The organism is Paenibacillus sp. FSL P4-0338 (assembly GCF_038002365.1).
Lineage (GTDB): Bacteria > Bacillota > Bacilli > Paenibacillales > Paenibacillaceae > Paenibacillus_AQ.
Genome location: NZ_JBBOCG010000002.1, coordinates 446,328 through 460,652 on the forward strand (window position 1 = coordinate 446,328; position 14,325 = coordinate 460,652).

Annotated in this window: 10 protein-coding genes and 1 riboswitch; all 10 genes read left to right on the forward strand. The window is 54.8% G+C overall.

What is annotated here, in order from left to right; genetic code table 11:
* The first annotated feature begins 299 nt into the window (after positions 1 to 299).
* Positions 300 to 392: riboswitch (cyclic di-GMP riboswitch) on the forward strand.
* A gap of 81 nt (positions 393 to 473) precedes the next feature.
* The 10 genes from MKZ07_RS26010 (at position 474) to MKZ07_RS26055 (ending at position 14,321) form a co-directional block, all read left to right on the forward strand.
* Complete coding sequence (locus MKZ07_RS26010) at positions 474 to 3,803, forward strand: choice-of-anchor A family protein (protein ID WP_341028501.1); 3,330 nt, start codon at positions 474 to 476, stop codon at positions 3,801 to 3,803.
* Positions 3,804 to 4,229: 426 nt separating this feature from the next.
* Positions 4,230 to 5,192 (forward strand): alpha/beta hydrolase, encoded by a 963-nt coding sequence (locus MKZ07_RS26015; RefSeq protein ID WP_036700659.1) that lies wholly within the window; start codon positions 4,230 to 4,232, stop codon positions 5,190 to 5,192.
* 500 nt (positions 5,193 to 5,692) lie between these two features.
* Positions 5,693 to 7,228, forward strand: coding sequence for an HD domain-containing phosphohydrolase (locus MKZ07_RS26020; RefSeq protein ID WP_036700639.1), 1,536 nt, complete (start codon positions 5,693 to 5,695; stop codon positions 7,226 to 7,228).
* A 203-nt stretch (positions 7,229 to 7,431) separates the two neighbouring features.
* The gene (locus MKZ07_RS26025) at positions 7,432 to 7,821 is read left to right on the forward strand and encodes a NusG domain II-containing protein (RefSeq protein ID WP_036700638.1); all 390 of its coding nucleotides are present in this window, start codon (positions 7,432 to 7,434) and stop codon (positions 7,819 to 7,821) included.
* Positions 7,805 to 8,368, forward strand: a complete 564-nt coding sequence (locus MKZ07_RS26030) for a Gx transporter family protein (protein WP_036700635.1) — start codon at positions 7,805 to 7,807, stop codon at positions 8,366 to 8,368. Before MKZ07_RS26025 ends, MKZ07_RS26030 begins: the two co-directional genes overlap by 17 nt.
* Positions 8,369 to 8,387: 19 nt before the next feature.
* A complete protein-coding gene (locus MKZ07_RS26035) occupies positions 8,388 to 9,254 on the forward strand; it encodes an ATP-binding cassette domain-containing protein (protein WP_341028505.1) in 867 nt (288 codons plus the stop codon).
* Positions 9,230 to 10,138 carry an energy-coupling factor transporter ATPase gene (locus MKZ07_RS26040; RefSeq protein WP_341028506.1) on the forward strand — a complete coding sequence of 303 codons (909 nt, stop codon included), beginning with the start codon at positions 9,230 to 9,232 and terminating at the stop codon, positions 10,136 to 10,138. The genes MKZ07_RS26035 and MKZ07_RS26040 overlap by 25 nt, the downstream gene beginning before the upstream one ends.
* Positions 10,131 to 10,922 (forward strand): energy-coupling factor transporter transmembrane component T family protein, encoded by a 792-nt coding sequence (locus tag MKZ07_RS26045; protein ID WP_036700649.1) that lies wholly within the window; start codon positions 10,131 to 10,133, stop codon positions 10,920 to 10,922. The genes MKZ07_RS26040 and MKZ07_RS26045 overlap by 8 nt, the downstream gene beginning before the upstream one ends.
* 21 nt (positions 10,923 to 10,943) lie before the next feature.
* Positions 10,944 to 12,869 (forward strand): peptidase U32 family protein, encoded by a 1,926-nt coding sequence (locus tag MKZ07_RS26050; RefSeq protein WP_341028509.1) that lies wholly within the window; start codon positions 10,944 to 10,946, stop codon positions 12,867 to 12,869.
* A gap of 168 nt (positions 12,870 to 13,037) precedes the next feature.
* Positions 13,038 to 14,321, forward strand: a complete 1,284-nt coding sequence (locus tag MKZ07_RS26055; RefSeq protein WP_341028511.1) for an aspartate aminotransferase family protein — start codon at positions 13,038 to 13,040, stop codon at positions 14,319 to 14,321.
* Positions 14,322 to 14,325: the final 4 nt, after the last annotated feature.

Consider the following 14,325-nt stretch of genomic DNA (forward strand, 5'->3'; position numbering starts at 1 on the left):
TGCATCAAATTTTAATAATATAAATTGATATAATTATAGAAAAGCGGGATAAACGGCTACAGCCAATTCTCTGATTTCTCGACTTTTTTCGTCAATAGATAAAAAAGAGACTCGTCCCTTAACCCTTATGGTACAAGGGATCAAAGAGGAACCTTCGCAAAAAATAATTTCAAAAAATATACTGGGAATGGATTGACAACAGGGTGGGGGAGCGGATAAACTAAAATAGTACAAAAGTAACAAATGTCATAGACTCAACAACGAATTTACATAAGCAAATCTCAATTTCATACCGAAATCATGTACAAACGCAAACCGTATCGAAAGAACGGGACGCAAAGTCAGGAATCTACTGTCTCTAAAGTTGAGGCTAGGGTCGTCCGGCCGCCGTGAAGCTAACCCTTCGTGGCGGTCTTTTTGTTGTTATAGTTGCGTGACAGATTCATAGAATAGTAACTAGGAGGTGTGGACTATTGAAAAAAAGAGTGCGTAAAACAGCCGCCATCATTATGGCTGGCCTATTGACCTTATCCAGTGCTTTTACGTGGGGGACGGATGTTAGAGCAGCTTCAGGGGTGCCGTATACGCCAACACCGGTTTTAGGAGTCGCAGGGAATTTTAATGCTTTTATCCTCGGGGATTTTGCACAGAGCAATGATCAGATTGAGGGCCGCCTGGCAGCGGCAGGGAACATTACCCTCTCCGGAGGTTACGGAGTAGCAAGAGCATACAGTGGTGCTGCGCCGACGGATGTACTTGTGGCCGGTAAGAATTTTGTACATTCAGGCAGTGGAGAGATCTATGGAAATGTGGTATTTGGGGATAGCTTTACAGCCAATGAGCCTGGTGTCAACATTAGAGGCGGGAAGAAAAATGCCAGCCCGATTGATTTTGCAGCCGAGCGGGAGTTTCTAATCTCGCGTTCCACAGAGTATGGGGCCTTGGCCGACACGAATGAGATTGGCAATAATCATTATGGACAGCTTACGATAAATGCACCAGATCGCTTCAATGTGGTTCATCTGGATGCCGCGACACTGGCGAGTACGAATTATATTCAGTTCAACATTGCCCAGAACGCTACGCTGATTATTAATATAAGCGGGCCTACAGTCAATGTGCCGAGCTTTTCAATGAAGGACGGCAGAGCCAGTCAAGTATTGTTCAACTTTTACGAAGCCTCTGAGGTGAATATCGCTTATACCTCATTCTACGGGACGATCCTCGCACCTAGAGCGGATGTTCATTATGCCGGAGCAGAGCTTTACGGGACCCTGATTGCAAAATCTTTTCGCGGCGGGGTTGAGATGCACCTTGGGATGTACGAGGGAGAGGGGCCGCCGCCGAGTCCGACGCCGACCGCAACGCCGACCCCTAGTCCATCACCGACACCAACTGTGAAGCCTACACCGACGGTAACGCCGACACCGACTGTGAAGCCAACACCGACGGTAACACCAACACCGACAGTAAAACCAACACCGACGGTAACGCCGACACCGACTGTGAAGCCTACACCAACGGTAACGCCAACACCGACAGTGAAGCCTACACCGACCATAAAACCGTCACCTACACCTGTGTGCACTCCAACTCCAAAGCCGACACCAACCGTGAAGCCGACGCCAACGCCGACTGTGAAGCCGACGCCAACACCGACAGTGAAGCCGACGCCAACACCAACCGTGAAGCCAACGCCAACACCAACCGTGAAGCCAACGCCAACACCAACCGTGAAGCCGACGCCAACACCAACCGTGAAGCCAACGCCAACACCAACCGTGAAGCCGACGCCAACGCCGACAGTGAAGCCAACGCCGACAGTGAAGCCGACGCCAACACCAACCGTGAAGCCGACGCCAACACCAACCGTGAAGCCGACGCCAACGCCGACAGTGAAGCCAACGCCGACAGTGAAGCCGACGCCAACACCAACCGTGAAGCCGACGCCAACACCAACCGTGAAGCCAACGCCGACAGTGAAGCCGACGCCAACACCGACAGTGAAGCCGACGCCAACGCCGACAGTGAAGCCGACGCCAACACCAACCGTGAAGCCAACGCCAACACCGACAGTGAAGCCAACACCAACGCCAACAGCGGTGCCAACACCAACGCCAACAGCGGTGCCAACACCAACGCCAACAGCGGTGCCAACACCAACGCCAACAGCGGTGCCAACACCAACGCCAACGGCAGAGCCAACACCAACGCCAACAGCGGTACCGACACCAACGCCAACAGCGGTGCCAACACCAACGCCAACAGCGGTGCCAACACCAACACCAACGGCAGTACCGACACCAACGCCAACAGCGGTGCCAACACCAACGCCAACAGCGGTACCGACACCAACGCCAACAGTGGTACCGACACCAACGCCGACAGAAGTGCCGACACCAACGCCGACGGTAGAGCCGACACCAACGCCGACAGTTGAGCCGACACCAACACCGACAGCAGTGCCGACACCAACACCAACGGTAGAACCGACACCAACGCCGACAGCAGTGCCGACACCAACGCCGACGGTAGAGCCGACACCAACGCCGACACCGACACCGACACCGACGCCAACGCCGACACCAACACCGACGGTAGAACCAACGCCGACACCGACACCAACACCGACGGTAGAACCAACGCCGACGCCAACGCCGACACCAACACCGACGGTAGAACCAACGCCGACACCGACACCAACACCGACGGTAGAACCAACGCCGACGCCAACGCCGACACCAACACCGACGGTAGAACCAACGCCGACACCGACACCAACACCGACGGTAGAACCAACGCCGACGCCGACACCAACACCGACGGTAGAACCAACGCCGACGCCGACGCCGACACCAACACCGACGGTGGAACCAACACCGACACCAACACCGACGGTAGAACCAACACCGACGGTAGAACCAACGCCGACACCGACACCAACACCGACGGTAGAACCAACGCCGACGCCAACGCCGACACCGACACCAACACCGACGGTAGAACCAACGCCGACGCCGACACCAACACCGACGGTGGAACCAACACCGACACCAACACCGACGGTAGAACCAACGCCGACACCGACGCCGACACCAACACCGACGGTAGAACCAACGCCGACACCGACGCCGACACCAACACCGACGGTAGAACCAACGCCGACACCGACGCCGACACCAACACCGACGGTAGAACCAACGCCGACACCGACGCCGACACCAACACCGACGGTAGAACCAACGCCGACACCGACGCCGACACCAACACCGACGGTAGAACCAACGCCGACACCGACGCCGACACCAACACCGACGGTAGAACCAACGCCGACACCGACGCCGACACCAACACCGACGGTAGAACCAACGCCGACACCGACACCGACACCGACGGTAGAACCAACGCCAGCGCCAACATCGCCGCCGTCCAGTTTCCCTCCAGTGCCTACGCCGACTCCGATAATTGGATTTATCGTGAGCAATGATGTGGCCGTGAATGATGATCCACTGCCGCTGGGACCTGTAGTAGCTCCAATAGCTACAACAATACCAGACCCAACGCCGACACCGGCTGTTGCGGTTGCGCCAATAGTAGCAACACCGGAGCCAACGCCTTCAGCGGAACCGGCACCCGATGTAGTCATTATTGATGATGAGGTTCCTCTAGGCAGTGTGCCTGTGGATGGAATGCTGCCGAAGACGGGCGAATCCAGTCCTGCTCCTTATTATTTTGCTGGTTTGGCACTCGCTGGTCTGGGCTTGATTCTTAGAAGAACCACCAGAAACAGCAAACGTAAGTGAATCACCGGAACTGAGATTTATATAGACAAACGATGACCCTGTAATTTGACAAGGGCTGCTTTCGGAGATGAAGTTCTCCTGGAGCAGCTCTTTTTTCATTTGATACTCCTACACTTAAACAGCGGAGCGGGCGGAATGATTGTGGAGAAGCGGAGCGGTCGCCTTTGTATCCGGATTTTCACCGATTAGGGGAATGTAAAAAAATCTGGATACAAGAGCGATTGGAACAACGTTCCGTTTGCGGAGCGTGCTCCTAAGCGTCGTCGTAATTCATACTCCATCCATTCATGCTGAATCTTGCCTTAGCCCCGGCTGTATTTTCAGTTAGCCGTACTCCCGTGCTATACTAGGCTCAAATTACACTAAGCAAAAGATCCTATTCCCTGGCTGGAATGGTTGCTTACTGAAGGAGGAACGTTGATGTGGATGATAACCCTGCTTGTGGTGCTGATCGTGGTGGCCGCAGGGGTGGGATATGCCGGATTCTATTTTTATGGAGTAGCCATTAAGCGGGCCCCTAAGGAATTCCTGGCCAAGACCCCAGACCTTAAGATCGATCCGCCGCCGGTGGCTGGAGCCTCGTGGGGAGAAGGGGCGGAGTGGGTGTCCCGGCAGACCTTCCGTGAGGTGGAGCTGGTGTCTGAGGATGGACTCAAGCTGCAAGGCTATTATCTGGCGTCAGAGCGTGCTGCCGGCCGGACGGTCATTGTTGCCCACGGGTATTCCGGGAAGGCCAAGGATATGGGGGCGACCGCTAAGAACTATTATGAGAATCTGGGGTACAATGTGCTGCTGCCTGATGCCAGAGGACACGGGCGGAGCGAAGGGGATTATATCGGCTTTGGCTGGCCGGAGCGCCGGGATTATCTGAAATGGATCGGATTTGTCCTGCAGGAGAACGGTCCGGACGCGCAAATCGTGCTGCATGGTGTATCTATGGGTGGAGCCACGGTACTGATGACGTCCGGTGAGGAGCTTCCTCCGCAGGTCAAGGTGATTGTCGCCGATTGCGGCTATACCTCGGTTAAGGCGCAGCTGTCCTATCAGCTGAAGCGGATGTACCATCTGCCCAGCTTCCCGTTTGTGCCGGTGGCCAGTCTGGTGACCCGGATGAAGGCTGGTTATTCCTTCGGGGAGGCGTCTGCGCTGAAGCAGGTACGCAAGGCCCAGGTGCCGATTCTGTTCATCCACGGAGATGCGGATAAGTTCGTGCCTTATGCGATGATGAATGAGCTGTATGAGGCCTGCCGGAGTCCGAAGGAGCAACTGGTGGTGCATGGAGCAGGGCATGGCCTGTCCTATGATACGGATAAAAGCACATACATCCGCACAGTAGGCGAATTCGTAGAACGCTATGTACACACAGCCCGGCTGCCGCTGAATCTGTAAGATAAAAACCCCTAGAACGTAGACGCGCCCGATATCCGCAGACAGCGGTTATCGGGCGCTAATTATGTTCCACACATGGGGCCTTTCCCTGAAGAACAGAGAAGCAGCCAGCCATGTCTTATCGGTATATAAATCCCCCGCCGTTTGTGAGCGAAACGGGTGTCGTTATTCCTTGTTATTTCCAGCAGCCGTGTGGCGAGAGAAATCCTTCCAATACGACAAAAGCCCTACCTCTCTTTTGTCCTTGCGGCTCCGTGGCCGCGCCAGTGTGAATCGGAATGCTATGTTCGAATTTAGTCTCATAAAAAGGAAAAGTACTGCAAGAAAACGTAAGATATTGTGTCCAAACCGCCGATAATATAAAGAAGTGATTCATCGGCCTGACATCTTCTTGATGGGGATAAACATACTCGAAAACAAATATTATTTTATTATAACACGGGGATCATATATATGCAACTGTATATTGGGCTGCGGCCGGGACGGGAATGAGGGGACAGATGGAACTATACAGAATTTTTTTAAAGAAACAGATCCGGAACTACATCTTCAGCTCAGCTGTAGCGGTACTGGCAGTCGGGAGTCTGCTTATGTTATCTTCCCTGGAGATCAGCCGGGTTGAATATTACCGGCTCCTGCTGGTGCTTCTTTGTTCCTTTGTGATTATGGCGTCCATAGAGATTACTATTTTTCTCAGACAGATCAGACCTATACGGGCTGCACTGGTTCAGGAGAATGCTGCGCTATCGATGCTGGAAGAAGCATATCTGCACACGCACCAGCTGCCCAAACGGGCCGTTCAGCGGATTATGGGGCCGCATCTGCTCGGATTATCCGTTCCGGCTCTGCTGCTGACCTTCTGGATGATCCGTGCCGGCTGGGTTACGTTCCCTTACTTCTATCTGATCCTGGCCATGTGCTGCGCTGTGCTTGTGGCCTGTATGCATTCCCTGATTGAATTCTTCCTGACCTGCACCTCCATTATTCCGCTGATTAAGGAGTTCAGGAACCGTGCGCTGGAGCAGTATAGCGTGGATTTTTCCCTGGAGGGCCATGTGTTCGTGCCGATACGCCCCAAATTCCTGGTGAGCTGTATGCTGATCGGCACCTTCCCGCTGTTCCTGTTTATTATGGCGACACATATCCGTATGAATGGTGAGGGGAATTCGATAGTCGTCGTAGGACTTCAGAGCTATTGGGCCTGGGCGGGGATGGTGCTGCTGATCGGTACGCTGTTCTCCTCCATTGCGGCCTGGCTGCTGACGAATAGCGTACAGTATCCGATCCATGAGCTGTATCAGGCGATGAACCAGGTGAAGGACGGCAATCTGGTCCAGGTGCAGGATGAGTACTCCGATGAGTTCTCGAAGCTGGTGGCAGGCTTTAACATGATGGTCCGCGGGCTTCAGGCACGGGAGCAGCAGAGCCGCCAGCTGCTGGACAGCTACTTCTCCACCCTTGCCGTGGCACTGGATGCCCGCGATTCTTATACGGCAGGACATTCGCTCCGTGTAGCGGAGTATTCGGTGATTATCGGACAGCTGGCCGGACTGAGCGGGCAGGAGCTGGATGATCTGCGCAAGTCAGCCCTGCTGCATGATATCGGCAAGATCGGGGTGAGAGACAGCGTCCTGTTCAAGGAAGAAGCCCTTACGGATGAGGAGTTCCTTCAGATTCAGAGCCATACTGTGCTGGGGGAGAATATTCTGCGGCAGATTGAACCGGCGGACAAAATGGCACCCTATCTGGGCGGCGTCCGCTCGCATCATGAGCGTTATGACGGCCTCGGCTACCCGGATGGTCTTGCCGGTACGAATATACCCTTGCACGGCCGGATTATCGCGGTAGCGGACGCCTATGATGCGATGACGTCCGACCGGCCTTACCGGAAAGGGATGGACCACGAACGGGCGCTGGGCATTCTGGAGCAGGGCAGGGGCAGTCAATGGGACCCTGAATTCGCCGGATTGTTCCTGGATTACTTCGGAGAGAAGCCGGAAGCCCGCAAGGATGCTCAGCCTGTCCAAGCGGGGTAACACTTTAGATGAAAGCATATCCTTATATTCCTTGCCGAAGCGGATACTATCCAGTTTATGGAGGTTCCGCTTCGGCTTTGCGTGCCTATTTTGTGAACTGCGATGGAAATGCGACAATTAACGACTACATTCATTGAAGGATTGAGGGCAGACCGTTATAATTATTAAGTCTGGATTTTAATTAAAAAATAAGGGAGATTTCTATGAAACGCGCAGATGTGCTGCTGATTTCTATCGTTCTGATTGCTGCGCTCGCCTTTCTCGTGCCAAGATGGCTGTCAAACGATGCTGATAAAGGTGGGCCAGGCAAAGAACTCAAGGCCAATATAACAGTAGATGGTAAGTTATTCAAAACGATAACCCTAACCAAAGAAGAGCAGACTATTGAGGTCCGCACCGAGCGGGGCTATAACATTCTGAAGGTGCATGATTACGGGGTTGAGATGTTCGATGCGGATTGCCCGGATAAGGTCTGCCTCGGCTTCGGATTCATCACGCTGCCCAAGCAGACCATCGTATGCCTTCCACACCGGGTATTGGTTGAGATTGCAAGTGCGGCCGGGGAGGATGAAGTAGATGGCTATGTCCAGTAGTGAATCGGCTACAGCGCTGAAGCGGACCGTAATTATTGCTATATTCGCTGCCGTTGCTGTGGTGCTGAGTATTGTGGAGGCACAGATCCCGCTGGCTGGAGTGGGGCTGATGCCCGGGGCGAAGCTGGGTTTCGCCAATATAATGATTTTGACCTGTATTTACTTTTTGCGCGGACGCGATGTCCTGGTTCTGGTGATCCTCAAGACATTGCTGACCGCCTTCCTGCTTGGTACGCTATCCAGCCTGCTGTTCAGCCTGTTCGGCTCCCTGTTCAGCTTCATTGTGATGTTCGCGCTGGTGAAGCTTGGCCGCAGAAAGTTCAGTGTCATCGGCATCAGTATTGCGGGCGGATTGGCTCATAATACGGGACAGCTGCTCGCAGCCTCATTCGTATTCAATTCAACAAGTATTTTCTATTACCTGCCGGTTCTTCTGATCACAGGCATTATTACAGGCATTGCTGTCGGCTTCGCCGTCCGGTATGTGGTTGACTCGCTATCCAAAATATCCTTATTTGAAGAGTTCCTGAACGGACCGGGTCACTAGCTGCGGAAGGATGAGTAACATGAATCAAGCGTACAACGATATAAAAGCTGGTGAGAAGCCAGCAGTCATTGCCCTTGAGGGCGTATCCTTCGGCTATGACCCGGAGCATCCGATTCTCCATGATATCAACGTGTCGATCCCGCAGGGTCAATGGGTGAGCATTGTGGGGCCTAACGGCTGCGGAAAATCGACCCTGGTCAAGCTGCTGAATGCGCTGCTTCCGAAGAGTGCCGGCCATATCTCTGTCTGCGGACATACGCTGCAGGAAGAGACGATTCAGTCCATCCGGCAATGCATCGGAATGGTCTTCCAGAACCCCGATAACCAGTTCATCGGTCAGACGGTGGAAGAAGATATTCTCTTCGGCCTGGAGGGTCTGTGCCTGCCCTACGAAGAGATGAAGGAGCGGCTTGAATTCTATACCGGTAAGCTCGGGATCAGCCATCTGCTGTCCAAGCATCCCGGAGAGCTGTCAGGCGGGCAGAAGCAGCGTGTGGCCATCGCCTCGATTCTCGCTATGAAGCCAGGCATCGTCATCTTTGACGAGGCCTCTTCTATGTTGGACGAGGGCAGCCGCGACGAGCTGATGGGGATTCTGCGCGACATGCAAGCAGAAGGCAGCTACACGATTCTGCTGATTACTCATGATGCTGATGAGATTCTGGCGTCGGACCGGGTGCTGGCGCTGCACGGGGGTAGCATCGCGGCAGATGTGTCACCTGCGGAGCTGTTCCGTGATGCAGAGCTGCTGGAGAAATGCCATTTGCGGGAGCCTTATACTTGGCAGCTTGCCCGTGAACTGGAGAGCCGGGGAATTACGGTGGATGTACCCGCCAGCGAAAAGGAGCTTATAGACACACTATGGCAATACAACTACAGCAAGTAAGCTATACGTATGCTGACCGGAGTATGTGGAAGCAGACGGCGCTGCACGGGATTAATCTGGAGATTGCCAGGGGTTCGCTGACCGGCATTGCCGGAGCCACCGGCTCCGGTAAATCTACATTGCTCCAGCTGTTCAACGGCATTCTTAAGCCGACGGAAGGCACGGTGCAGGTGCTGGATGTAACGATAACTGCAGGGGAGAAATCACCGAGGCTGCTTCCGCTGCGGCGGAGGGTAGGCCTCGTCTTTCAATTCCCGGAGCAGCAGATGTTCGAAGATACGGTAGAGAAGGATCTCTGCTTCGGGCCGCTGAACTTCGGAGTCAGCCTGGAGGAGGCCAAGGAGCGGGCACGCAAGTCGATGACAGACATGGGACTGGATCTGGCGCTGCTGGAGCGCAATCCCTTCCGGCTTAGCGGAGGACAGATGCGCAAGGCAGCCATTGCCTCGGTGCTGGCGATGGACCCGGACATTGTCGTGCTGGACGAGCCGACTGCCACCCTGGACCCGGTAAGCCGGGCGGAGCTGATCGCGCTGCTGGAGCGGCTGTGCCGCGAGCAGGGCCGGACGATCATCATCGTGACGCACCGGATGGATGAACTGCTGCCTTATGCTGACAACTGGGTCCTACTGAGGGAGGGGGAGCTCGCCTTCCAGGGCAGCGGCGGCGAACTGGCCGCTGATCCGGCGATTCTGGAGCGCTGCGGGCTGCGGGTTCCGCAGTCTCTGCGTTACTGGCAGGCTGCCGCCGAGCGCTTCGGCCTTAGCGGAGAGAAGCCGCTCCTTACAGCCGAGGGCCTCGCGGGGCGGCTTGCGGCCTTGCTGGAAGAGCGCCGCACGCTGAATACCTCCGGCACGGAAGAAATGGGGAATGGCCATGAATGAGCGTCTGCTGCTGGGACGCAGCATTGATACGGGCTCATGGGTACATAAGCTGGATGCCCGGTCCAAGATTACCGGAATGCTGCTCTATGTTGCTATCATCCTGCTGTCCACTTCCTGGATATCCATCGGACTGGTTGCGCTCTTCTCCATCGTGGTGATGGCGACGACCCGCATTCCACTGAAATATTTCATTAAGGCTGCGAAGCCTTTGCGTTATCTGATGTTGTTCATCTTCATTGTACAGGCGCTGTCCGTGAAGGAAGGGGAGGTGCTATGGTCGCTTGGCTCATTCTCTCTGCATGCGGGTGGACTTCGGCTGGGGGCATTCTCTGTGATCCGTATGCTGTTCCTGCTGACCTTCACCGCGCTGCTGACGTTCACGACAACGCCGGGCAAGCTGAACCAGGGGCTGGAGGGAGTGCTGGCCCCGCTGAAGAAGCTCAGGCTGTCACCGGACCGGATTACGCTGATGATCAGCATCGCGCTCCGCTTCATCCCGACGATTCTCGATGAGGCGCAGATTATTCTGAAGGCGCAAGCCTCGCGCGGAGCGGATCTGAAGGAGCTGCCGCTGAAGGAGAAGGCGCGGATGCTTGTCTCGCTGCTGGTTCCGGTCATCGCCAGTGCGTTCCGGCGCGCCCAGGACCTGATCTATTCCATGGAAGCTCGGGGCTTCCGCATGGATGCGCCGCGCAGCCGGTATCACCGGCTCAGGTGGGGCGCGGCGGATACGCTTTTTGTTGCTATGTTCGTTGTACTGGGAGTTGCAGTAGCATTATTGTAAGACATTTAGGGGGATACGGAAATGGCACGTTATTTTAATGGTAAAGAAGTGGAGTTATTGGCACCTGCGGGAACCTTCGAGATCTTCAAGGCTGTCATTGAATCGAAGTGTGATGCGGTGTATTTCGGCGGTCCGGTGCTGAACATGAGAATGATGCGCAAGGGCTATAACTTGAGTCATGAAGAGATTATCGAAGCCTTGAATATCGCCCATAGTATGGACAAAAAAGTATATATCACGGTAAATAATCTGTTCAGCGAAGAGGATGTGGAAGAGGCCAGAGCGTACCTTAGCTTCCTGGACACGGTCCGCCCGGATGCGCTGATCGTGCAGGATATGGCGGTGCTGGAATTGATCCGCGAGATGGGGCTGAATCTGCCGGTTCATGCTTCCGTCATGATGAATGTGCATAATTTGGAGATGATCCACGCGCTGAAGGAGCTGGGCGTCAGCCGGGTCGTTACCTCCCGCGAGATGGATCTGCAGACCGCGAAGCTGCTGGGCGCAAGAAGCGGCATGGAGCTGGAATATTTCATCCACGGCGATATGTGCTCTGTACACGGGGCGAACTGTTATTTCAGCTCCCAGGTGTTCGGAATGAGCAGCAACCGGGGCAAATGCATGAAGCCTTGCCGCTGGGATTACCGGATCAAACGTGACGGCTATGTCTTCCCTGCGGAATATCCGCTGGCGGTGAAGGATATGTTCATGTATGAGCATCTTCCGGAGCTGATTGAATCCGGCATTACTTCCTTCAAAATCGAAGGCCGTATGCGCGATAAAGAATTCATGGTGATGCTGTCCAACAGCTACGGCGATGCGATTGACCGTTATATCGATGATCCGCTTGGCTTCGACCGGACCAAGGATTCCAAAGAGCTGTATAACAACCGTAAGCGCGATTTCTCCACGGCGTATGCTTTTGGCAAACCGGGACTATCGAATATCAACCGTCGTTATGAGGGAACAGGCAAGTTCTACAGCACCGGCAAAGTGTTCAGTACGCCGACTGCCGAACGTGAGCTGTCTGTAGAGCGGGTGACGGAGCTGCGCGGGCGAATGGCTGAAGACAGACGCAGCACTGTTAACAAGCCTGAGCTGTCAGTACGTGTGAATAATATGGAGCAGGCGCGTCTCGTACTGGAGATGGGGGTAGACAGCTTGTATCTGCCGGGCGATGTGTTTGAGCCGGACCGTCCTTTTACGAAGCAGGATATTAAGGACCTTGGAGCGGTAAAAGGTCATACCAAGCTATATCTCGGCCTGCCGCGGATGATGAATGAGCTGCATTTCGACCAGTATGATCATCTGCTGAACGGGGAGCGGCTGCCGATTGACGGCCTGATCATTACGAACCTGGGGGCGATCCGCCGCTACCGCGCGACCGGTTATCCGATGATTGGCGATGCTAATCTGAATGTCTACAACCATCTGTCTGCCGGGCTGTATGCGGGACTGGGCCTTACCAGGCTGACCGTTTCACCGGAGATGACGCTGGAGCATTTCGCCTCCTTCACCTCACGCAGCGACCTGCCGCTGGAGGTTGTGGTGCACGGAACGCCCGCACTGATGTATATGGAGCATGATCTGTTCGAGAATACAGAGGTGATGGAGCCGATCGGGGAAGAAGACAATCAATATGTCCGCAATGATGTGCTGGTGCTTAAGACTGACAAGGGCGAGAACCCGGTCTACCGTGACCAATATGGCCGCTGCCATCTGTTGTTCGCCAAGGAGCTATGCTATCTCCCGATGCTTAGTGAAATGAACGGCCTGGGGATTGCCAGCTTCCGGATAGAAGGCGCGACATACAGTATAGAGGAGCTGCGCACTATTATTGCTGCTTATCAGGCTGCGATGGATGGAACGAAGCCGGAGGATGATCTGCTGGGCGGACTGAAGCCGGTATATGCGGGGTACACCCTCGGTTCACTGCAATTTAACTAATGCTAATAATTCAATTTTAAAATAACGCTGCTGCGAGTATAATAAGGGCATATGGCGCAATTATAAGTACCTTTTTTCACAAACTAATAGACAGGTATGCCTCATTTGGGATCATCCTGCTTAGCCATTATTGTTAAATCATCAGCTATTGAAAGCGAGGGGAACTTCATGGAACAGAGCGTCATCATTGGACGAGAAGCGGTAGCTGCCAAAAGAAAGCAGTATTTCTACCCGTGCACCGCACATTTTTACCGGGATGCCCCGCAATTGGTGCGCGGAAGCATGCAGTACGTCTACGATGAGAAAGGCAAGGAATACACCGACTTCTTCGCGGGAGTCTCTGTGGTTGCCTGCGGCCACTGTAATCCGGCTATTACTTCACGTACGATAGCACAACTGCAGCAATTGCAGCACACCTCGCCGATCTATCTGACCCAGCCGAATGTAGACTTAGCGGAGCGTCTGGAAGAAGTGCTGCCGGGCACGCTGCGCCGGACATTCTTCGTCAACAGCGGCTCAGAGGCGAATGAAGGGGCACTGCTGCTGGCGCGGATGCATACGGGCCGCAAAGGCTTCATCGCGCTGGAGGCCGGCCTGCATGGCCGGACCAACCTCACCATGAGTGTGACCGGGCTGCAAATGTGGAGAACCGATGCCTACCTTGATGAGGATGTGGCGTTCATTAAGCGCCCGTATCATCCGGAATTGACGCTGGAGGAAGCCGCGGCACAGTCCATCCAGAATTTGAAGGAAGTACTCGCTGCCCAGGGAGACACCATCGCTGCTATGATCGTGGAGCCGATTCAGGGGAACGGCGGGATCGTCATGCCTGCGCTGTCTTATTTCCGTGAGGTGAAGGCGCTGCTTGAGCAATACGGTGTACTGCTGATTGACGACGAAATCCAGACCGGCTACGGCCGGACGGGAGCGATGTTTGCGATGGAGCATTTCGGCGTCGTGCCGGACATTATCAGCATGGCCAAGGCACTGGGGAACGGAGTGCCCATCGCTGCCTTTTCCACAACGGATGAGATTGCGGCATCGCTGAACAAGCCTTCCGCCTCGACGTTCGGAGGGAATCCGGTCTCAGCGGCTACGGCGCTGGCGGTGCTGGACTACATCCGTGATGAGCGGCTGGCGGAACGTGCGGCTGAGCTTGGCGGGCAGCTGAAGCAAGGCCTGCTTGCTCTCCAGGCGCGGTACCCTGCGTTGATTACCGATGTAAGGGGCAGCGGACTTATGCTGGGGGCCGAGCTGGCCGGTTCCGAGACTGAGGATGCCGCTGCTGTGACAGACTATGTGCTGGAAGAGCTGAAGGACCGCGGATACCTGATCGGCAAAAATGGCATAGGCCGCAACGTCCTTGCCTTCCAGCCGCCGCTTGTTGTCACTTCCGGGAATATCGATGCCCTGCTGGATGCACTCCATGAAGTGCTGCAAGCGATCCACTGAGAAA